This window comes from Cytobacillus sp. FSL K6-0129, from assembly GCF_038007625.1.
GTDB lineage: Bacteria > Bacillota > Bacilli > Bacillales > Cytobacillaceae > Cytobacillus > Cytobacillus kochii.
Genome location: NZ_JBBOXM010000001.1, coordinates 3,865,145 through 3,885,676, shown reverse-complemented (window position 1 = coordinate 3,885,676; position 20,532 = coordinate 3,865,145). Strand labels below are relative to the sequence as shown.

The 20,532-nt window shown below is 37.0% G+C and carries 23 protein-coding genes and 1 pseudogene; 2 read left to right on the top strand and 22 right to left on the bottom strand.

The annotated features are described in order from the left end of the window. Positions 1 to 5 precede the first annotated feature (5 nt). The 5 genes and pseudogenes from MHI57_RS19780 to MHI57_RS19760 all read right to left on the bottom strand — a co-directional run bounded on the left by MHI57_RS19780 (position 6) and on the right by MHI57_RS19760 (position 5,029). Positions 6 to 1,295 (bottom strand): hypothetical protein, encoded by a 1,290-nt coding sequence (locus tag MHI57_RS19780; protein WP_340977969.1) that lies wholly within the window; start codon positions 1,293 to 1,295, stop codon positions 6 to 8. Between the two features lie 10 nt (positions 1,296 to 1,305). Further along, positions 1,306 to 2,277, bottom strand: coding sequence for a DUF4392 domain-containing protein (locus MHI57_RS19775; protein ID WP_340977968.1), 972 nt, complete (start codon positions 2,275 to 2,277; stop codon positions 1,306 to 1,308). A gap of 151 nt (positions 2,278 to 2,428) precedes the next feature. Then, entirely contained in the window at positions 2,429 to 3,145 is a 717-nt protein-coding gene (locus MHI57_RS19770) for a GntR family transcriptional regulator (protein ID WP_340977966.1), read from the bottom strand. 546 nt (positions 3,146 to 3,691) lie between these two features. Beyond that, positions 3,692 to 3,850 (bottom strand): annotated as a pseudogene (locus MHI57_RS19765) (FAD-dependent oxidoreductase); the annotation flags it as partial. 18 nt (positions 3,851 to 3,868) lie between these two features. Further along, positions 3,869 to 5,029, bottom strand: a complete 1,161-nt coding sequence (locus MHI57_RS19760) for a YhgE/Pip domain-containing protein (RefSeq protein ID WP_340978667.1) — start codon at positions 5,027 to 5,029, stop codon at positions 3,869 to 3,871. A 159-nt stretch (positions 5,030 to 5,188) separates the two neighbouring features. On the opposite strand from MHI57_RS19760, the gene MHI57_RS19755 reads away from it, so the two are divergent. Next, on the top strand, positions 5,189 to 5,803 hold the full coding sequence (locus tag MHI57_RS19755) for a TetR/AcrR family transcriptional regulator (RefSeq protein WP_095370507.1): 615 nt from the start codon (positions 5,189 to 5,191) through the stop codon (positions 5,801 to 5,803). 80 nt (positions 5,804 to 5,883) lie between these two features. After that, positions 5,884 to 6,015, top strand: coding sequence for a hypothetical protein (locus tag MHI57_RS19750; RefSeq protein WP_267892255.1), 132 nt, complete (start codon positions 5,884 to 5,886; stop codon positions 6,013 to 6,015). 10 nt (positions 6,016 to 6,025) lie between these two features. Here MHI57_RS19750 and MHI57_RS19745 read toward each other — a convergent pair whose 3' ends face one another. The 17 genes from MHI57_RS19745 to MHI57_RS19665 form a co-directional block, all read right to left on the bottom strand. After that, the gene (locus tag MHI57_RS19745; RefSeq protein ID WP_340977963.1) at positions 6,026 to 6,871 is read right to left on the bottom strand and encodes a GNAT family N-acetyltransferase; all 846 of its coding nucleotides are present in this window, start codon (positions 6,869 to 6,871) and stop codon (positions 6,026 to 6,028) included. Between the two features lies 1 nt (position 6,872). Then, the gene (locus MHI57_RS19740) at positions 6,873 to 7,421 is read right to left on the bottom strand and encodes a GNAT family N-acetyltransferase (protein ID WP_340977961.1); all 549 of its coding nucleotides are present in this window, start codon (positions 7,419 to 7,421) and stop codon (positions 6,873 to 6,875) included. Positions 7,422 to 8,466: 1,045 nt separating this feature from the next. Beyond that, positions 8,467 to 8,637 carry a DUF3976 domain-containing protein gene (locus MHI57_RS19735; protein ID WP_322910113.1) on the bottom strand — a complete coding sequence of 57 codons (171 nt, stop codon included), beginning with the start codon at positions 8,635 to 8,637 and terminating at the stop codon, positions 8,467 to 8,469. 20 nt (positions 8,638 to 8,657) lie between these two features. Continuing rightward, the gene (locus MHI57_RS19730; RefSeq protein WP_307314954.1) at positions 8,658 to 9,032 is read right to left on the bottom strand and encodes a permease; all 375 of its coding nucleotides are present in this window, start codon (positions 9,030 to 9,032) and stop codon (positions 8,658 to 8,660) included. A 1-nt stretch (position 9,033) separates the two neighbouring features. Next, positions 9,034 to 9,246 (bottom strand): helix-turn-helix transcriptional regulator, encoded by a 213-nt coding sequence (locus MHI57_RS19725; RefSeq protein WP_095370514.1) that lies wholly within the window; start codon positions 9,244 to 9,246, stop codon positions 9,034 to 9,036. Between the two features lie 120 nt (positions 9,247 to 9,366). After that, positions 9,367 to 9,594: a helix-turn-helix domain-containing protein gene (locus MHI57_RS19720; protein WP_095370515.1), complete on the bottom strand. Its 228-nt coding sequence runs from the start codon at positions 9,592 to 9,594 to the stop codon at positions 9,367 to 9,369. Positions 9,595 to 9,603: 9 nt separating this feature from the next. Next, positions 9,604 to 10,077, bottom strand: coding sequence for a DUF2975 domain-containing protein (locus tag MHI57_RS19715; protein WP_095370516.1), 474 nt, complete (start codon positions 10,075 to 10,077; stop codon positions 9,604 to 9,606). Positions 10,078 to 10,118: 41 nt separating this feature from the next. Then, positions 10,119 to 10,616 carry a VanZ family protein gene (locus MHI57_RS19710; protein ID WP_340977957.1) on the bottom strand — a complete coding sequence of 166 codons (498 nt, stop codon included), beginning with the start codon at positions 10,614 to 10,616 and terminating at the stop codon, positions 10,119 to 10,121. Between the two features lie 197 nt (positions 10,617 to 10,813). After that, positions 10,814 to 11,464 carry a protein kinase family protein gene (locus MHI57_RS19705; RefSeq protein WP_328198427.1) on the bottom strand — a complete coding sequence of 217 codons (651 nt, stop codon included), beginning with the start codon at positions 11,462 to 11,464 and terminating at the stop codon, positions 10,814 to 10,816. A gap of 251 nt (positions 11,465 to 11,715) precedes the next feature. Then, positions 11,716 to 12,849, bottom strand: coding sequence for a M20 family metallopeptidase (locus tag MHI57_RS19700; protein ID WP_095370518.1), 1,134 nt, complete (start codon positions 12,847 to 12,849; stop codon positions 11,716 to 11,718). A gap of 20 nt (positions 12,850 to 12,869) precedes the next feature. Further along, positions 12,870 to 13,868, bottom strand: coding sequence for an ABC transporter ATP-binding protein (locus tag MHI57_RS19695; RefSeq protein WP_340977955.1), 999 nt, complete (start codon positions 13,866 to 13,868; stop codon positions 12,870 to 12,872). Between the two features lie 7 nt (positions 13,869 to 13,875). After that, positions 13,876 to 14,853, bottom strand: coding sequence for an ABC transporter ATP-binding protein (locus MHI57_RS19690; RefSeq protein ID WP_340977953.1), 978 nt, complete (start codon positions 14,851 to 14,853; stop codon positions 13,876 to 13,878). A gap of 15 nt (positions 14,854 to 14,868) precedes the next feature. Then, positions 14,869 to 15,777, bottom strand: a complete 909-nt coding sequence (locus MHI57_RS19685) for an ABC transporter permease (RefSeq protein ID WP_340977951.1) — start codon at positions 15,775 to 15,777, stop codon at positions 14,869 to 14,871. Between the two features lie 15 nt (positions 15,778 to 15,792). Next, a complete protein-coding gene (locus tag MHI57_RS19680; protein ID WP_095370522.1) occupies positions 15,793 to 16,710 on the bottom strand; it encodes an ABC transporter permease in 918 nt (305 codons plus the stop codon). 80 nt (positions 16,711 to 16,790) lie between these two features. Further along, a complete protein-coding gene (locus MHI57_RS19675; protein WP_340977948.1) occupies positions 16,791 to 18,353 on the bottom strand; it encodes an ABC transporter substrate-binding protein in 1,563 nt (520 codons plus the stop codon). 476 nt (positions 18,354 to 18,829) lie between these two features. Continuing rightward, on the bottom strand, positions 18,830 to 19,537 hold the full coding sequence (locus MHI57_RS19670) for a DNA alkylation repair protein (RefSeq protein ID WP_322910220.1): 708 nt from the start codon (positions 19,535 to 19,537) through the stop codon (positions 18,830 to 18,832). Positions 19,538 to 19,556: 19 nt separating this feature from the next. Beyond that, positions 19,557 to 20,528: a quinone oxidoreductase family protein gene (locus tag MHI57_RS19665; RefSeq protein WP_322910119.1), complete on the bottom strand. Its 972-nt coding sequence runs from the start codon at positions 20,526 to 20,528 to the stop codon at positions 19,557 to 19,559. Positions 20,529 to 20,532: the final 4 nt, after the last annotated feature.

The window sequence follows — 20,532 nt, the reverse complement described above, 5'->3', positions numbered from 1 at the left end:
TCTCCTCACTGTCCTAGAATTAATCTCTTAATCTTCTGTTCGTCCTTAACATAATCAGCCACTGTGTTGATAGAATTTAATACAGCTTGGACTAGTAGATCTATACCTCCAAATCTAATTACGGTATCTTCACTAGTTTTCAATCGTAGTGATACACGCGCACCTGGCATCCCACATGTATTGGTAGTTATAATTCCATACTTCTCTAGTAGAATAAATCCAATGGCAGTGCTGATTTCAGCAGGTACAAGATTAATAGATTGAATATTTTTTCTTTCCAAGATATATTTTGTCACATTCTCAGCAGAAATCTCTGGCCCCAATAAAGTCTTTCTAACTTTGTCTGTGCCTAGTTCTTGAGATAATTTTTCAAACAGAAGGTCCCCAACATTCTTCTCGCCAATTAAGTCTTGCTCTCTAAAATTGCTAATTGATCTTAATACAGCTAAAGCAATAGGAGCCCTAGCTTCTAATCCAAATTCACTGGCTTTAGCAGAGGCTTTTATCACAAGGTCTTTTTTTCCTCCCATAACTCCAGCTCTTGGACCGTGTAATGCAGCTTTGTCATTGTTGCTTATAACAATATCTGCTCCCATGTTTAGTGCGTGTGGATGTCCTAATAATATTGGTCTTATTCTGGCTCCATAAGCATCGTCAACAACAACAATAAATCCTTTTTCTTTGGCAATTTTGATTCCATTTATAATTTCTTCTCTATCCAGTATTAATAATTCACTTGTAACTCCTGTAACTACACAAACTGTACCTTTTGGTAAATCTATTTGGTTTAATTCTTCTGAATTATCAATTTCAAAAAGGTTTGCTTTTGCCAACTTTACCCCTCTACTTACCGATGGGTGTGCTTTCTTTCCAGCCGCAAAAGATATTACTGTTGTATCGGGCTTGGAGAATGCTAAAATAGAACTTATAATTGCTGCACTTGTTCGATTAAAAATGGCTATATCATATTCCTCGTGATGATTACCTTCTAACCCGAAATGGTTTAACACTGCTTTTTTTAGCTCGTGTTGAAATAATGATGGGCCAACCCACTCTTCAGATCTAATTCCTAAATCACCTGTTTCTAATTGATTATCTCGTATATTTCCTGTAAAAATATACAATTTATCTTCGCCATATGTTTCGATATATTCTTTAATGCAACGGACAGCATGCTGTTGTTTTGTTTTTTCTGAAAATGAGTCTTGTAGTATTTTGCCCCTTGCGTAGCCAACTTCTTGATCAATTACATTCCCAAAAACATCTAAACTAATACCTTTAACATTATTAGTCATTGTTATCCCCCTATACCTCTTTCTTTACAACTGAATTTAACATTTCAATTATTGCAATGTTAGTTGATAATGGAAAACCATCAACTGTTGCTTCTGCTTTTCCTGTCGCTCCATCAACATGTCCAGATAATATTGCTGCATCAAGCATTCTTCTCTCATCCGCTTCATTATGTAGATAATTTAAATTTTTATTCTTTAATGCTAAGGCTGCACATACGGCATAACATCCCCAGTTTGATACTGATGCTGTTAGTAATAAATCAACCTTTGTGACAGAAGCGATTGTTTTACCATGTGGTACGAATTCTTCGACTGCTTCTAAAACATTTCCCATTCCAATTTCATTTCCACCATCGCCAATCGCAATAGTTGGAATATTGTTATCCATGGCCTTATTTATTAGATAATCAATACGTGCTCTACCCGATGAATAGTCATGTCCTCTCATATTATGATAAGTTCCTTTCTCACCTTTCCCAGCTTTTTCTATAGAAATTACAGCAGCAGGATTAAATTGGTTAATTAATTGTGAGGATACTTCATCCGCTTCATGATCCTCTGTTGGAAATGGTAAGATGCAAGCTACAGATGTATATCCTTTTTCGTGATATTGTTGAGCAGCTAGTGCTTGTTCTGGTGTTACAACAGCAAGCCCCGCAGCCTTTAGAATAGGAATTGTTGCTTTTACTAGAGATTCTTCAGTTAAGATTATAGGAATTGCTCCTCTATATTCCCTAATTACTCTTGCAAGTATTGCAGTCCCAGGTGGTCCATCTGTTTCACCGATAGTAGGTGTAACCCAAGATCTAGTAACGGATCCAGTTGAAAAAAAAACAAAACGATTTTCCGGTAACTCCTGAATTATTTCAGCAGCTTTCTCAGTTAAAGGTATTTTAACTAGAGCCCTGGATGCATCATATAAGTGGTGAATACTTCTTTTGTTATAATCAATGTTAACTATTTGGTCGAGACGATCATACATTTGGCTTCCTCCTGTTTTATACAATACATCTAATTGTTATTAATAATTATTAAGTGTTATTAGATGTTATAGAAAATATAATTAATAATTTCTAAATTGTCAATCATTATGTGAGGTTTCATAACAAAAAAACTCTTCAAAAGAAGAGTTTTTATCTATTCATATGAGCGATGAAGCTATATGCATCATGTCTATAATAAAAACGACTAAACATAATATTTTGGTTTTTGATATCATGTGATGTTCTCTCTACGGTTAACACAGGAGATTCTTTTTTTATTTGTAATACCTCTGCTATATTTGATTCTGCGGGCTTTGCCTCAATTTTTTGGATCGCTTTTATTATTTCAATGGAATGAGTAGCTAATACATTGTAAAGTGACTTATTCTGAACTTCTCCGATAGATAATTTAAGTCCAATACTTTCAGGTAGGTATATTTCAATATATGCTAATGGTATATTTTCTTTTGTATGTAATCTTTTAATTTCTAATAGTTTAGCATCTTGAATGAAAATTGATTCTAGGTATAATGGTCTTTCAATGATTTTAAATGAAAGGATTTGCTGTGCTACATCTTCTTTTTCAAGTTCGTTAATCTCTTGAAAACTTCTTAATTTATTTAGGTCCTCCGTATGCTTATGTATTTTTACATAGGACCCTTTCCCTTGTCTTGAAATAATAATATTATTTTCAACCAGATTATCCAAAGCTTGTACAATCGTGACACGACTCACTTTATATATTTTCACCAATTCATTAACTGTATTAATTTTATCACCTGGCTTATACTCACCTGTTTTTATCTTATTTTCTATATCTTTCGCTACTTGGATATACAGCGGTATATGACTACCTCGATTTATCATGTATTTCCTCCACCTTATTGAGATTATCTTTTCACTTTATCAGTTAGAGGTTTAATATACAAGAACTGTTAATAACATAGATGAACAATTATTCGTAAACAGTTGTAGATAGCAATGATGTGAATAACTGATTAGTTTATTTTACAGAGAATTGTGCTATTATGGACCTATAATATGAAAGACAGGATGCGAGAACATCCTGTCTAATAATTTCCCGCCTAGGCGCGAAGTTAACTAGTTAAATCTTACATCTAAAGCCACCCGAGACTGGCGAGTCTTTTTACCGGCGTTTTTTTTTGGATACTTTAGTAGGAATCTTACTAAAAAGAAAGCAACATATTGAGTATAATTTCTTTAGCAAGAATCACTAGTAAATCCAATAGAAGGTCCATTTCGGTCACCTCCCTCATATTCTGGAAAGAACATAGGGTAAGTGACCTCCGCCTAAGCTATTAAGTTACTCATTTTAAGATAGGATAACTCTTCCAAAAACTCATGATTTGTATAAGTCGTATTGGAAGTACTTCAATCGATGGTTTATTAGTTAAATTCAAGAATCCTTGCCTGAACGACCATTGCTCTCGATTCCTCACCAGGGCCCTTATTCTTATCGATAATTTTACATGGAATGTTTTGTTTAGTAAGGCCTAATGCTAAAGCTAACCCGGTCGGACCTGCGCCTACAATTAACACTTGATTATTCACAAGTACTCCCTCATCTCACTATTTTATGGGCTTCAACTTTAGTGCTGTTAAGAAAATCACTATTATACTGACTAAACCAATCCAAAACTGGACGGAAATCAAATCCCATGAGAACGATTGCCCAAAATAGAATAACTCCCTCAATCCTTCTACTAGAAATCTCATTGGTAACCAAGAATAGATCCAAGTTTGATGGAATGAAGACATCATCTCAGGAGCCATAGATAATAATGGGGCGCCAAAGAATAATAGAAGCGCGAAAATAGCAATACCCTTAATGCCTAACAAAGATAAAACAGCTAAGATCATTAAAAAGAAACAGAAGGATGTAGCTGATAAAAATAACGCCGTGTCCATAAATGATGGAATGTTCATTCCAACTAGGTCTTCCGCTAACCATGGCAGACCAAATCCAATGATTAAAGAAGCAAACAGACCAATTACAATTTGGCCCACTTTTATAGTAATGTTTTCTTTACGTGAATGTACGGTCATTTTGTTCACAGCAATAAACAATATTGCTGCAATTGCCATGACTGCAATCCAAAGTGGCTGGAATAAAGAGACTGGTGCATTACCATTTGCGCTGTTTTCTCCAACCGCATTCACGTTCTGATGATTCACTTCAATCGGTTCAGCTAACACCTCTGCTTGTGAAACAGAAACAGCTGTATCTGCCGTTTTTAACTCCGCAAAAATTTGCGCACGTAACTGCTGATTTAATTGATCAACCATTTGATTAAGCATTTGATTAGCCATAGAGGAGGCAGCGGCATTCATCCCTTGATTAATGATGATATCGATTTCAGGATTTGCTGGATGATTTGTTTTTAATGAAGCTTGTTTTTCACTGAAATCTTTTGGTATGACAAGAGCAGCATAATATTCTTGGTTATCGAGATCTTCTACTACTTTTTCCTTGTTCTTAACCTCGACCCACTTCACTGCAGCTTCATCATCATCTGTACTACTACCCGCTTCCCTGATGTTTTCAACCATCGTCTCCCCTATATTGATAGATCCTTGATTATTTACTTCCATCCCTTCATCCTCATTGACTATCGCAACAGGTAAGTTTTCAGGTGTGGGATTAACTGTTGGAAATAACGTCAGTGAAAAGATAAACATTATAACAAATGCGAGAATGGGTGTAGCCAATGTTAATTTATCTTTAAAAATTTTCATATGGTCGCCTTCCTTTTTAAGATATAATATTAAACAACACGTTGTTGGTTATAATTATAAATATCAAGAGGTTGGCCATTCAATAATCAAAAAGAGAGAATCTGTTCTTTATGGAACATATTCTTATAATCTGTCGCTTATGGAGGGATTTTTTTGACAAACAAGAATCAAGATTTACGGGTAACACGCACAAGACAAGCTATTCGAAAAGCAATCGCGGAATTAATTGAAGAAAAGGGTTTTGAAGCAGTAACAGTGAAAGATATTACAACAAGAGCCGGAATCAATAGAGGAACCTTTTATGCACATTATGAGGATAAATACGATTTGATGAATAAATGTCAGGAAGAAATTATGCTTGGATTATCTGAGATTGCTCAGAAAAACATCCCTAAAGTATATGAACAAGTCAATCAATACCCTGGTGGTTCGTTTTCACTAATCATAGGTATTTTCCAATACATTGAACACCATAAAGACTTTCTGAAAGCCATTTTAGGACCAAAAGGTGATCTTTCTTTCCAAACAAAGGTAAAAAAATTTATGTTCAAAAAGCTATTCGATGACCCCAATGGGCCACTGATTAAAGAAGATCAACTACTTGTTCCAAGGGAATACTTAATATCTTATATCGCTTCAGCACATATTGGTGTCCTGCAACAATGGTTACTTGGGGATAAGAATGAAACACCTGAAGAAATAGCTCATATATTATCCACCATTACCCTGAATGGGCCATTCTATGCTGCTGGGATTAAAAAGCAATAACTCCTTACAAATCCTACCTTTTTCACTATATATCTAAACTTGTCCCATTATAAAATAGGTGTAAAAAAGGAGTAATCCATATGTTCATTGCCGTAATAGGATTTATCTTTGTCATGGCTACTTTATTTTCTATAGAACGTAAATTAGCTAAATCTAATGAATTGCATGAAGAAATGATTGCGTTATTGAAGGAAAAGGAAAAGAAAGAATAACCTAAATTATTTATCCAAAAGCCTGCGAGGCAATGGCAAATAGTTGATCCGTTCTTGTTGGTATCTTATTTGAATGTAACATCATCATTGGTGGCTCATTAATCAACTCAAAACCGGCTGCTACTAGCAATTCCTGCAGCTCGTTTTGTTGTGATAAAATATCTATCCTTACGCCATTTCCTTCTCTTTTCTTAAGCTGACTGATGATTTGAAATGCTGAGTGGGTATCTGGTGCAATGATTGGGCCAAGAATCGTATAAACTGGACCAAAAATTGAAAGACCGTACCCGGTTATCTTTCCTTCCTTACTTTTAAGGATTAGGCAATCTTTACTTTGTCTAATTCTCTCCGAGAGGAACTGTGTTCGATTAGCACCAAAGGCTTTCTCATCTAGGGCAATCACTTCTTGAAAATCCTTTTGCTGAAATGGCACCACTTGTGGCGAGGATATAAGCTTATGATTGTTTAAAAAATGAATTGGCGCAATCAATTTCTTTACTGCCCCTGCCATGTGGAAACCGATTTTTTCATACACCGGCCGCCCATTGGCAGTTGCGATTAATTGAATGATTGTTTGCTCATCTACTTGGCCAATACATTCCTTCATTAAGGCCCTTGCTAACCCCTTTCCTCGGTACTCCTCATGAACAATCACCATACCAATCGAAGCAGCCTTCTGCCCGTATGGAATAATTGCTGCAGACGACACTACCTCACTAGCCTCATTTTTATGTCCAAAAACCTTACTTGAATTTAAAATAGTCGTTACTTCAGCTTGATCATAATCCCAGCCAACAGATTGTGATAGTCGAATGATGCCATCAATGTCTTGGTGGGTCAACATTTGTAGTTTCATATTATCTTGTCATCCATTCATTTTTTAATAAGGAAAAAATACAAGCATCATGTGACTCTCCATTCTGATAGAGATATTGTCTCAGTATGCCTTCTTGCTGAAATCTGAAACGATTAAGCAATTCAATCGAAGCTTTATTTTGAGGAAAAGTAATTGCACCAACACGATTTAATTGTAATGTTTCAAATGTGTATTGTAATACCTTTTCTAGAGTCTCACTTGCTATCCCTTTTCTCCAAAAATCTGGATGGAGCTCATAACCGATTTCTGCTCTAGACTGACCTCTATTCAATAAGTTAAGGCCAACTGTACCAATTAGTTTCTCAGAATCTTTCAGTACGATTGCCCATCTGATTCCCCGCTGCTTCTGAAAAGTCTCCTGCATGAGTTTAATCATATTTACTGCTTGGTTATAATCCGTAAAAGTATCCATACCATAATATCTCGTCACTTTTTCATTCGATAAAACCGCATAATATTCCCAAGCATATACTTCTTTTACTTCTAATAATTTTAAACGACTTGTTTCTAATTCAGGAAAACCTTCCATTACCATACCACCTTTCATTAAAGGTTAGACCTAACATAGAACCGAAAAGTAAACCGCATGTGTTGAAACTTGAGCCTTTGGCGTTAATAACGACCCATCCTGTATTAATCCGTTTGCGATAAATTTCGTTTCATTAAACACATCAGAATTTTCTAGATATTCAAGCGGTAAACCGACTATATAATTTTTCCGCTTCAGCCCACCTGCCGATGCCAATAAATGAGGAGAACTTGAAATGCTCCCAATTTTATAGTCATGTTTAAAAAGCTTGTTTTAATCAATTGTAGTAACCGCTCTTCCTCTAAAACAATAGATATATCCAGAACACAGACTAATCCAGCTTCACCTCGAACCGGTTCCTCGCTCACTCCCACAGTAATAATCTGTTTATTTCCTTGCATTAACACAGATTGTACCACACTTAATTCGTATTCACTGAACTGCGGATACCATACAATCGCTGTTTTTTCATTCTTACCTCCAGTTGATATCGAATAATAATATAATAGTACACTATGAAAATGATTGTGGCTCCGATTTCTAAAAATCTTTTATCGATGCTAATTATCTAATTGATCTATTTCATCCATTTAAGGTTTTCATTGAGCATTTAGAAGACAGTCACACTTCTTTAGTTCGAAACAAGTTGAGAAAAGGAACTGACCGCTTCGCAAATGAGGTTTGCGAGTCTCTCAAGGTGAGAAAAGAGAATGAGCGCTTCGCAAATGAAGTTTGTGAGTCTCTCAGTAGGTGAAAAGAGAATGAGCGCTTCGCAAATGAGGTTTGCGAGTCTCTCAAGGTGAGAAAAGAGAATGAGCGCTTCGCAAATGAGGTTTGCGAGTCTCTCAAGGTGAGAAAAGAGAATGACCGCTTCGCAAATGAAGTTTGTGAGTCACTTAAGATGAGAAAAGAGAATGAGCGCTTCGCAAATGAAGTTTGCGAGTCTCTCAGTAAGAGAAAAGGAACTGACCGCTTCGCAAATGAGGTTTGCGAGTCTCTCAAGGTGAGAAAAGAAACTGAGCGCTTCGCAAATGAGGTTTGTGAGTCACTTAAGAACAAAGGAAGCAACAAGAACAAAAACGACAGCTAATAATAAACCGAATTTCACCCAGCCCCTCTTCGTTAATTTCTTTTGCTCGTTTTTATCTTTTCTAATTAAAAATGCGATTGAGAGGAAGGCAATCATAAAGACGAGAAACGGGAAAAAGACATTCATCGTTTCACCACTTTCATTGATTAATAGATTTTTGCAAAAATAACAAAGCTTAGAAAAACGGTGATAATCATTAGGGCACCTAGCAAGTTTAACAATTGTATGGCTGTTATACTGATGACACTGAATTGCAATAATCCGCTAAAAACAAAATAGTATAGCAAAAGAGCGATAAAAGAAGCTGATAACCCCTTTGTCCGGATTAAACGCATTCGTTCATCCTTTTGCTTCCATTCTGGATATAAATAACCTAAACAATAGCACATAATTGCGATCGCAAGGGGCATCAAGAAAGTCATGGTCAGTTCTGTCGCTAAAATCGATACAGTCAGTAAAAATAGCGAAATGATGAGATGAAAAGATCCAATAACAATAAATATTCTTCTTGAACCTTCCATTTTACTCCTCTCCTTTCAAAGGCTTTTCATATATAAAAATATCTTCTATCTTTGCTTGAAATAAATGAGCAATTTCAAAGGCGAGTGGTAAGGAGGGGTTATATTTTCCTTTTTCAATTGAAATAATTGTTTGCCTTGAAACGCCTAAAGTGGAAGCTAAACGATCTTGGGAATAACCAAACTCTTTTCTATAGTGCATTAAACGATTCTCCATATGTACCACTCCTAATTATAGCCATTTTATAGTAAAGCTAACTTAACGTCAAGGTAACTTTACATTTTCTTATTTTAAAAAAACGACTTTCCTTGAGAAAAGTCGCTTGTGATAGTTGAGTTATGTAGCAGAATCGGTCTGTTTATCTTCTTGATATTCAAGTATATCACCAGGCTGGCAATCTAATGCTTTACAAATTGCTTCTAACGTGGAGAACCTGACTGCTTTTGCTTTACTATTTTTTAGAATGGACAAATTCGCCATCGTGATGCCTACTCGTTCTGATAATTCTGTTACACTCATTTTTCTTTTTGCTAACATTACATCGATATTGACGATAATGGCCACATTCTCACCTCAGATGGTCAAATCATTTTCTGACTTTATTTTTAATACATTATATAAAAGTTCTTGAAGGACTGCGGAAAAAATCGAAAGAATCGTTGTTACAAATATAATAGCAAATCCCATCAAAGCCACTCCTGGATGAAGGGCATCTTGCGTAAATAAAAATATCATACCAATTAGATAGATTACACTAATACTAGCACAGGAATATTTAATAGCTCTTAGCGCAGCTACGGAATGCTCAGAAAAACTTTCATTAACACTAATATATCTTAACAGCTTAGATCCTTGATACAAAGTAAAATAGAACGGGATTGCAGTTAGGTACATTCCAAATAATACGGGATATTTTAAATAAGCATATGCTGGATTCAGCTCTGCTGTTTCTTTTGCTAAAAAAGGCAAGCCGATGCAGATCCCTAACACAATCAAGCCAAGAATCACAATCACCACTTTTAAAAAGAGCACTTTCCCTTGTCTCATAAACACACCTCACTAATTCTAATTATGCCTATCTTACCTCATTATTTATTGAAAAACAATAAATGTTTATTCCTTACCGTCCTATGTTTTTGGAATATGAAATAGCTAAGCATGAATATCCAATAGCCAATAATGCCACCAAAAGTATTTAACAGTAAATCATCTACATCAAAATTCCCCATACTGAAAAAGAGTTGGCATAATTCATAAAAAAGACTAAGAGTAAACGTTGCTGTAGTTACCTTCTTCAAACGGTAAAAGCGTTGGAATAATAATGGCATTAGAAATCCAAAGGGGAGAAAACCAATCAAATTCCCAAAAATAGATAAAGAAATTTCATTTGATAATTTAAGATACTCTGTGATGGTTTTAAATGGAATAAAATTATGATTGTACCACGAAAAGTAAGGATTATTCCCTATGAAATTATTTAAAATACTAGAGTAACTATATGGATATTTAAAAAGAATGAATTTCGTTAACAACAGTATATAAATGACAAAAACGACCCACCCTACTAATTTCATCCACCATTTCATTTTTACATACTCCTTCTACAACTATAGATAAACTACTATTGTTATCGTACCTTGTACGCCTATTTTTAATTTTCAAACTCTAACAGACTTTAGTCGCGCCCTATGACTCCAAAATCAATCTCACTGTCTAAAACAACAAAAAAACATGAACACTCCTTTTTATACAAGAGTAGTTCATGTTTGATTTTATCATTCTATTATACATGTATCCCATTTTTATCCTGAAAGATTACTTTTCTCACAGACATTGGAAGGAATCTCTTTTTATATATGTCGGCTATGAAATTCAAGATGACTGTAGGGATTTTCTTCGGGAACCATTTGTTGGCGTAATATCGGTAGTACGCATTCTGTAAGTCTGTCCATTGTTTATCGATGTTTTTCGAATTAAAACGAGCAATATCAATCAGTTTTATATTACCGTTTCGATCAATCATAATGTTGCGCAAATGTATATCTGACGGCTTCAGGCCTGCTTCTGTAGCTGAACGTAAGGCTAATTGGACAGACTCTATATGTTCTGTTTTTATATGAATACCTTTCTCTAAGCATTGGAAGAGCGTAAAGCCTTCTATATAGTCGATGACAATATAAGAATCACCATAATCATAAAGATGTGGATAATAGGGATTACCTTGAATTCGTTGATAATTTGCCGCTTCCACCTTTGCGATATCTTCCATTTGTGGGAAGTATACTTTTATAGCAATCGCTTGCTTCGTAATTTTGAAAACAAAAGCGCTTCTTCCAACACCAATCAGTTCTAGCTGGTCACTATATGATCTTAAAGAGGGGCGTCCCTCTACCATTTCAATTACTACACTGCTCGCTAGCTGATTAAATTCCATTCTAATCACCTCATTTGAAGGAACAACATAACTTTATGATGTTCGCTTTAGAGTAGTTTAGTATAGAAAGGCCATCACCTACAAATTTTAAGGTCCCTTCGAGTAAAAATGTATACATATAGAGAAGAAAATTACTTTCCTGTAATAATTGATACAAAAAATTTACAACTTATACTTCTGAATGACCTTTAGGATATGACCTCACAACTCCATAATGAAAGCTACCAAACGAGTGGTAGCTTCCAAAAAAATCATCGGGACAAACGCTCAATTGTCTTTGCAAGAAGAATGGTTCTTTCTGTTAATGTGTCAATTTCAATATACTCCTCTTTACTATGAGCATTCCCACCAACTGGACCTAGACCATCAACTGTAGGCACACCCGTTGCTGAAGTGAAAGAGGCATCGCCACCCCCACCCGTTGCAGTATTATGGACATGAAGACCAATTTCTTCGCCTACTTCTTGAATAATGTGTAATAGCTTTTCTGTTTGCTCGTTGTATTCCATTGGTGGTCTGCTAATTGCCCCTTCTAATTGAATTTCCGTTCCTCTCACTTCTGTATTGGCACATATTCTTTTAATCTTCTTTTCTAATTCTTGTGCTTGTTCTTTCTCAGTGATGCGAATATCAATATGAGCGACGGCATTATCAGAAATGGTATTAACAGAAGAACCACCAGAAATGATGCCTACGTTAACACTAATGCCCTGTTCATGATTTGTTAAATTATGCAGCTGGATGATTTTATAAGCTAGTTCTTCAATCGCACTCCTTCCCTTTTCTGGCTCAATACCTGAATGGGCGGCTTTGCCTTTAATAATGAGCTTATATCTTCCCCCGCCTCTTCTTGCTGTCACAAGTGAACCATCTTTTCTTGCCGGCTCCATAATAAGTGCATATTCTTTTCCCATCGATTGTTCCTCTATTAATTCACGCGATGACGGTGAACCAATTTCCTCATCACCATTTAAGATAATTTGCACGTTCTCACAGGCATTTGACCCACAGTGTACTAATGCTTTCATAGCATATAAAAGCTCAACTAAACTCGACTTCATATCAACGACACCAGGTCCATAAGCTCTGCTTCCTTTCATTTGAAACGGGCGCTTCTTCACCGTACCTTCAGGAAAAACCGTATCCATATGGGCTACCAGTATAATTTTGGGGTGCAGACTATGCTCATGTCGAATAACAAGGTGGTTGCCGTATTTTGCTTCTGTTTTCACCTCTACAACAAATCCAATTTCTTCGTATTTTTTCTGTAGAATTCTCCCGATTTCATCTATCCCTTTCTTTACATATGAACCACTATCAATATTGACAAGTTTTTCAATTAATTGCAGCATTTCTGTTTTTCGCTGTTGTATATATCCCTCCACCTTTTATACATCTCCTTTATCTATTTTTCCAACACACCAACACCCTCTTTTAATGGAAAATGGCAGGCAACATAGTGCTCTTCCTCATGGGCAATAAATGTTGGTTCCTCTTTCTTACATTTTTCTTGTGCATGTGGACATCGTGGATGAAAACGACAGCCAGAAGGAATATTGGTTGGGCTTGGAATATCACCCTCCAAAATAACACCTTCTTTTTTATTCCTTAACATCGGGTCAGGAAGGGGAACTGCTGATAAAAGTCCCTCTGTATACGGATGAAGGGGTTTTGAAAAGAGTTTTTCTTTTGTCGTTAGTTCAACAATTTTCCCAAGATACATGACCGCAATTTTATCACTAATATATTTAACTGCTGGTAGGCCATGTGCAATAAAGATAAAGGTTAATCGTAACTCTTTCTGTAATTTAGACATTAAATTAAGGATTTGTGATTGAATGGAAACGTCTAATGCAGATACAGGCTCATCACAAATAATGAGCTTAGGTTTTAATGCAATGGCCCGAGCAATGCCGATTCTTTGTCTCTGACCACCACTAAATTCATGGGGGTAGCGGTGAATATATGAACGATCAAGACCTACCTGATCCATCAACGACAAAACTTCTTCCTTCAATCTTTCACTACTTAAATTAAGATGGGTCAATAACGGTTCTGCAATAATATCAAATATTTTCATCCGAGGGTTTAACGAGGAAAAAGGGTCCTGGAAAATCATCTGCATTTCCGCCCGTTTCTTTCTTAGCTCTTGTTTGGATAGAGTGGAAAGGTCTACTCCTTGAAATATTATTTCTCCTTCTGTTTTTTCTAACATCTGCATAATTAAATTACCTGTTGTCGATTTCCCACAACCAGACTCCCCAACAATCCCTAATGTTTCCCCATCGTTCACATCGAAGGATATGTGGTCAACTGCTTTTAAGTATTGTTTCTCCTTCTTCCACCACCCTTCAGTCACATCAAAATATTTCTTTAAACCCCTTACACTTAAAATAACTGTCATGTCTTTGTCACCCCTCCTCTTCATATAACCAGCACTTCACTTGATGACGGTTATGGATGTTGGTAAGTACGGGCTCATTGTTCATACATTTTTCCATTACATATGGGCAACGTGTATGAAAGCGACATCCACTTGGCATAGCATTCGGATTGGGTACAGTTCCTTCGATGACTTGCAGTTTTTCTGTTTGTTCGTGGATTTTAGGCGTACTAGCTAATAAACTCTTCGTATAAGGATGAGCAGCTTCTTTAAACAGTGTAAACACATCCGTATATTCAACAACTTGACCAGCATACATGACAATCACCTGATCAGCCATCTCAGCTACCACGCCTAAATCATGTGTAATAAATAGAATAGAAGTTTGCTTGTCTTTTATCAGCTCTTTCATTAATTGGAGTATTTGCGCTTGGATAGTTACATCGAGTGCGGTTGTCGGTTCATCTGCAATTAATAGTTTCGGGTTACATGATAAGGCAATCGCAATCATTACACGTTGACGCATGCCTCCACTTAATAGATGAGGATAAGAATGATATATCTTCTCCGCACGAGCTATGCCTACTTTTTTTAAAATCTCGATACTTCTCTTTTTCGCCTCTTTTTTATCTACTTTTTGATGGATTTTAATTGCTTCAGAAATTTGATTACCTACTGTAAATAAAGGATTAAGAGAGGTGAGTGGTTCTTGAAATATCATCGCCATCTCATTTCCGCGCAATTTCCTTCGATCTTTTTTTGATAGTTTTGTTACATCATTACCTTCAAATTTGATGGTGCCACTTTCAATTTTTCCAGCAGCATCTAGCAACCCCATAATAGATAAAGATGTTACACTTTTACCACTGCCTGACTCTCCTACAACAGCGACAGTCTCGCCTTTCTTTATCGTAAATGACACACCGTCAACAGAAGGAATCACACCATCTTCCGTATAAAAATAAGTCTTCAAGTCACGCACTTCTAACAAGCTCTCTCGGTCCAACGCAATTCCCTCCTCCTACACTTTCTTTTCTCTCGGGTCTAACACATCTCTTAGCCAATCACCTAAGAAAATCATCCCTAGGACGGTGATTGTTATCGCTAAACCAGGAAATGCCGCCAACCACCAACTGGTTGCTACATAATCTCTACCATCACTTAAAATGCCCCCCCAAGAAATGGTCGGTGGTTGAATTCCTAAACCTAGAAAACTTAAAGAAGCTTCTAATATAATCGTGGTTGCCACGCTTAATGTAGAAATGACAATGAACGGGGATATTACATTTGGCAATAAATGTTTTAGGATAATCTTATGATCCCTCACTCCCATAGACCTTGCAGCCCTGACAAACTCTCTTTCTTTTAAAGACAGTACCTCTCCTCGTATTAAACGAGCGTACTGCACCCAATTCGTTACACCTAATACAACAATCAACGTAAACGCACTTGGGCCAAAAACAGTCAAGATGACAAGCGCAAAGAGGATGGTTGGTATCGCTAAAAAGGAATCAACTATTCTCATTAAAATATTATCTAGGAAACCACCATAAAAACCTGAAACTAGACCGATAAAAATACCAATAATACCTGCCAAGATGACAGAGGCAACCCCAACAACTAAAGAAATTTGTGAGCCATAAATTATTCTGCTTAAAATATCTCTACCAAGATTGTCTGTTCCTAAAATATAGTCAGTAACCCCACCTTCTACCCAAACCGGGGGTTTCAACATCATTGCCGCATTAATCTGGTTCGGATCGTGGGGTGCTAATAACTTCGCAAATATCGCTATAAAAATAATGAGTAATACGATTAGTAAGCCAATAGTACCCGTCTTACTTTTTAATAATAACCTGAGCCACCGCTTGAGGTGACCCTGCTTACTTTTCACTAAGACATCTGACAATTGGTTTTCCTTTGATTCCAAAACAACCACTCCTCCTTAGCGAAATGTAATGCGGGGATCCAATAATTTATAAAGAATATCTGCTAGTAGGTTCATAGCAATAACAATAAATGCAATAATAAACACACTAGCCTGTACGATTGCCATATCCCTTGTATTCACTGCTTGAATGAGTAGTTGTCCTAACCCTGGCCATGAAAATACGCTCTCGGTTATTAATGTGCCGCCAACAACGGTTGAGGTTTGTAGCGCGGTAATCGTAACAACTGGAATAAGGGCATTACGAAAAGCATGTTTATGGATAACAAAAAACTCTTTTAACCCTTTACTTCTTGCCGTACGAACATAGTCTTGGTTCATAATTTCTAACATACTTGAGCGAATAAACCGGGTCATCTCAGCAGCAATCCCTGTGCCAAGCGTAATTGCCGGTAAGATCAGATGACTCCATGTACCCCGCCCTGAAACCGGGAACCATCCTAACATGACGGAGAAAATCAAAATGAGCATAATCCCTAACCAAAAATTCGGCATCGCCTTCCAGATTACCGCTCCCCCTGTCGCTACGACGTCGATAGCAGAATTCTTCTTCGTCGCCGACCAAATACCAAGAGGGATAGCTATCATTATGGCCACAATCATAGCTGCTACAGCTAATTCAATTGTCGCCGGTAAGCGCTCCAACACAATAGGTAAGGCACTCGTGTTATAACGAAATGATTCACCAAAATCAAGTTGGGCAAGTCCGACCATATAGTTGAAATATTGAATATAAAAAGGCTCATTTAGCCCTAGTGATTCGCGAAGTTGTAATATATCCTCTTGACTCGCATCTTCAGGTAACATTAATGCAACAGGATCGCCTGCCACATAAACAAGGCAAAACACGATAAAAGAAATGATAAACAGCACCGGTATAATTTGAAGTAATCGTCTCATAATATATTTGCCCACTATTGTCCCCCTATAGCGAAAAGTAATAGAGATGGGGAAATGGATGGAACCATCCATTCACCCACGAATATCAGCTTTATTTATTCACTTGCTTTCCTTTTAATAGTTGGTGCATAAATCATTTCATCTGGGGTAGGAACAAAATCAATCGCATCATTTACACCGATATTGATTTTTTCCTCATGAAGCATAATATGTGGCACTTCTTCAGCGGCAATCGCTTCAATTTCTTGTATTTGCTTGGCTCGTTCTTCCTCATTCATATTGACGGCAGAGGTTGCGAGCAATTCTTCTATTCGATCATTCTTATAATCTGTATGCCCTTCAAAACGTTCAGCACGATACCAATCGACCGAGTAAGCACCGTCAAACATGGAATTACCTAGACCGATTAAATAAGCATCCTTATTCTCGTTAGCCGTACGCATTTCTACAAAATTACTCCATTCCATGAACTCGATATTTACTTTCACATTAATTTCCGCAAGCATACCCGCTATCATTTCTGCCACTTCTGCATCTTGTAAATAGCGCCCTTTCGGTGAATGCAAAGTCATCTCAAAGCCATCTGGATAACCTGCCTCAGCTAGTAATGCTTTTGCTTTTTCAATATCATAATTGTAAGTATCATAAAGGTCAGGATGATGCCCAAAATTACCTGGACCTACTCTTGTTCTTGTTGGAATACCTCCACCTTGCAAGACATTATCGGTAATCGCTTTGTTATTAATAGCAAAGTCTAGAGCCTGACGTACACGGACATCAGCAGTTGGAAGCCCTTCTGTCGCCCGCAAAATTAGCATTACGACTCGGTTTGACCTTTCTTGTACAATAGATGTCCCCTCATTACTATTCACTCGTTCCCAATCAGACGGAGGAATATTAACAGCCATATCAACCCCACCTGTTAAAAGCTCTGACACTCTTGTTGAGTTTTCTGGAATAACTCGGAAAACAAGCTCATCCCATTCTTCTACTTTTCCTGCGAAATAATTCTCATATGGTGTGAAAACGATGCGATTATCACGTTTCCATTCTTTGAATTGAAATGGTCCTGTACCAACAGGATTAGATAGAAAATGCTCCCAACCATTCTCTTCAATATAGTTCTTAGGCAAGATACCTGAACCAAGTCTGGATAAACGGTGGAATAAGGAAGGCTCTGGTGATTGTGTCACAATATTGAAAGAGAGCTCATCAATCACTTGAATTTCTTTTATCTGCTTATAATTGGGGTACTCCTGCAAAGTGTCATCTTTTGCTACTCTTTCTAACGTAAATTTCACATCCTCCGCTGTGAGAGGATCACCGTTATGAAAAGTAACACCTTCCTGTAGTTTTACCTGATAGGTCAAGTCATCGATTTTCTCATAGCCGGTGGCAAGCTCTGGATGAATATTGCCATCCTTATCTTTTTTAAACAAATAATTAAACATATTCACATGAATCGCTTCCGTCGACGTATTATTATGGTCATGAATATCAAATGTCACCATATCCGTTCCAACTGCAACGGTTAATACTCGATCATTTCCTTTCTCAATGACTGCTCCACCAATCTCAGAACCGCCTCCCGAACAACCAGCTAGAGCGATGGCAACAACGACTAACAGGACAATCTTCCTCCAAACACTTCGCTTCAAATTGTTTCCCCCTATACGCTTATTTTTATAGGCAAGCCCTTTTCATCAGTTTATAAACGTGTAAGCAAAACTATGATAAAAATCGTTAAGGTTATGTTCTCAAACAGATTTTAATACGAACAAAAGAAATTCTGCAGAAGGGGAATATTATGAAATGTAAGGGAAACTAAGAGTAAAAAAAGGTTGGTTATTGCAATGTTACAGGAAGAACTTAAAGAGGTGATAATTATCTTTTCTTAGTCATATGGGATGTCCATTCATTGTAGACAATACGGGGATTGCATATATTTTAATGAAATTAGAAATTTATGTTAAATTATAAAAATGCATGGAGTGTCCGTAAATCCTAAATTTGAACACTTCTCTTCTGATTTATGGCTTGATATATTCGCAAAGATATATGTAAGCGTGTTAATGATTAGAAAACTAACAAAAAAGCCAGGATCAATAGAATTGATCCTAACTTCATTTTACTTCTAACATCTCACATATTTCCGCTTAAAACCTAAACGACCTTTATCTAAGTCTTTTTGAATATTTTCATACGCATGAAGGACGCCATTCTTCTTTCTCTCTCTTTTGATTTCGATGGCTCCGATTTCCTCTGCCACTTCAGCTGCTTTTTCACTTAGAGGAATATAGGAGATCGCAACGGTATATAAGAAGTTATTCATTGATACCTTTGTTCTTAAAGGTGCGTCATAAATGTTCTCCTTCACCTGATCTAGCCTATCCGATAATTTGCTCTTGTCAAATTCGTCGTCTTTCCGATTACCTAATAACCAACAATAACAACTCCAACCAGCAGACATTCTCAGCTCATCCCCGCTGGCAATCCATTCATCGGCAACTTCCTGGGCAATCGGTGATTCAGCTAAAGTAACCGCTACAACATAGTCTGATAGCATATAAAAATACGCATCGTCTATCCAACGATTAAAATCTTCCTTTGTCATTGCTTTTGGGTCGGCAATAATGCCCGCAAAGTACATCGCATCATAATTTCCTGTTGCATATAACTCCTCAGCTAATGATTGATCAATCTTTATTTTTTTCACAAACGGTTTCATCGCTCCAGTTGCAACACCAAAAAGTGGCTCATGTGCACCGTTTGAGAGATAAATTTTTTTCGTTCGCTCTTTTCCTAATGCTTCTAATTCATTCATTACCTCTTTGAAATCCATCAACTAAAACACTCCTCTTCTAGGATACTGTTAAAACGATTTTCCCAGTATTCTCTCTATTCTCTATCATCTCATGTGCTTTTTTCACTTCATACAAGGAGTATTCTGTCCCTACTTTCACTTGGACATCCCCGTTTACCAATAACTTAAATACTTCATCGGCAACGGGCTTGATTGTATCTGGCCTTTTCTTTCTTGTCGTACCAAAACTAAAGCCAAGGACTGAACGACAACTGCTATGGAGAGCAGTTGTTGGGATCCTACCCGTTTGATTACTCGTATTGCCAAAATGCACAATCTTTCCATATAGAGCTAAACATGCAAAGCTTTCCTCAAATACAGAGCCAGAAACAGAATCTAAGATAAGATTAACCCCATCTCCATCGGTGTATTCATTTACTTTTGAAGAAAAATCCTCATACGTGATGGCCAAATCAGCTCCTGCTGCCAACACAGTGGAAAACTTCTCTTCCCTACTAACAGTGCCAATTACAGTTTTCGCACCAAATACCTTTGCCATTTGGATGGCTGTAGAGCCTACACCACCAGCTGCTGCATGAATGAGTACAGTCTCTCCTAATTGCATCCGTGCGATGTCCTTCAATAATTGGTAGGATAAAAAGGAAACAATAGGGCTTGCTGCTGCAGTAGTAAAATCAATCTCGTTTGGGATGGCAAATGTAAGTGCTTCGTTTGCCACAGTATATTGCGCATAAGATCCTTTTTCAGGAAAAGCTACTACTCTTTGCCCCACTTTAAATTTTTTGACTTCAGAACCTACCTCAGCAATCGTTCCTGCCGCTTCAAGGCCAAGAATCGTGGGACCTTCTATTTTCTTCTTCAACCCTTGGCGATTTTTAATATCAGCGTAGTTCACACTTGTTTTATCCACTTTTATGAGCACTTCATGAGCAGAAGGCCGTGGTATGTCTATATCCATTACTTGTAATACGTCTGAGGAACCATACGACTCTATCACTACGGCTTTCATTTTA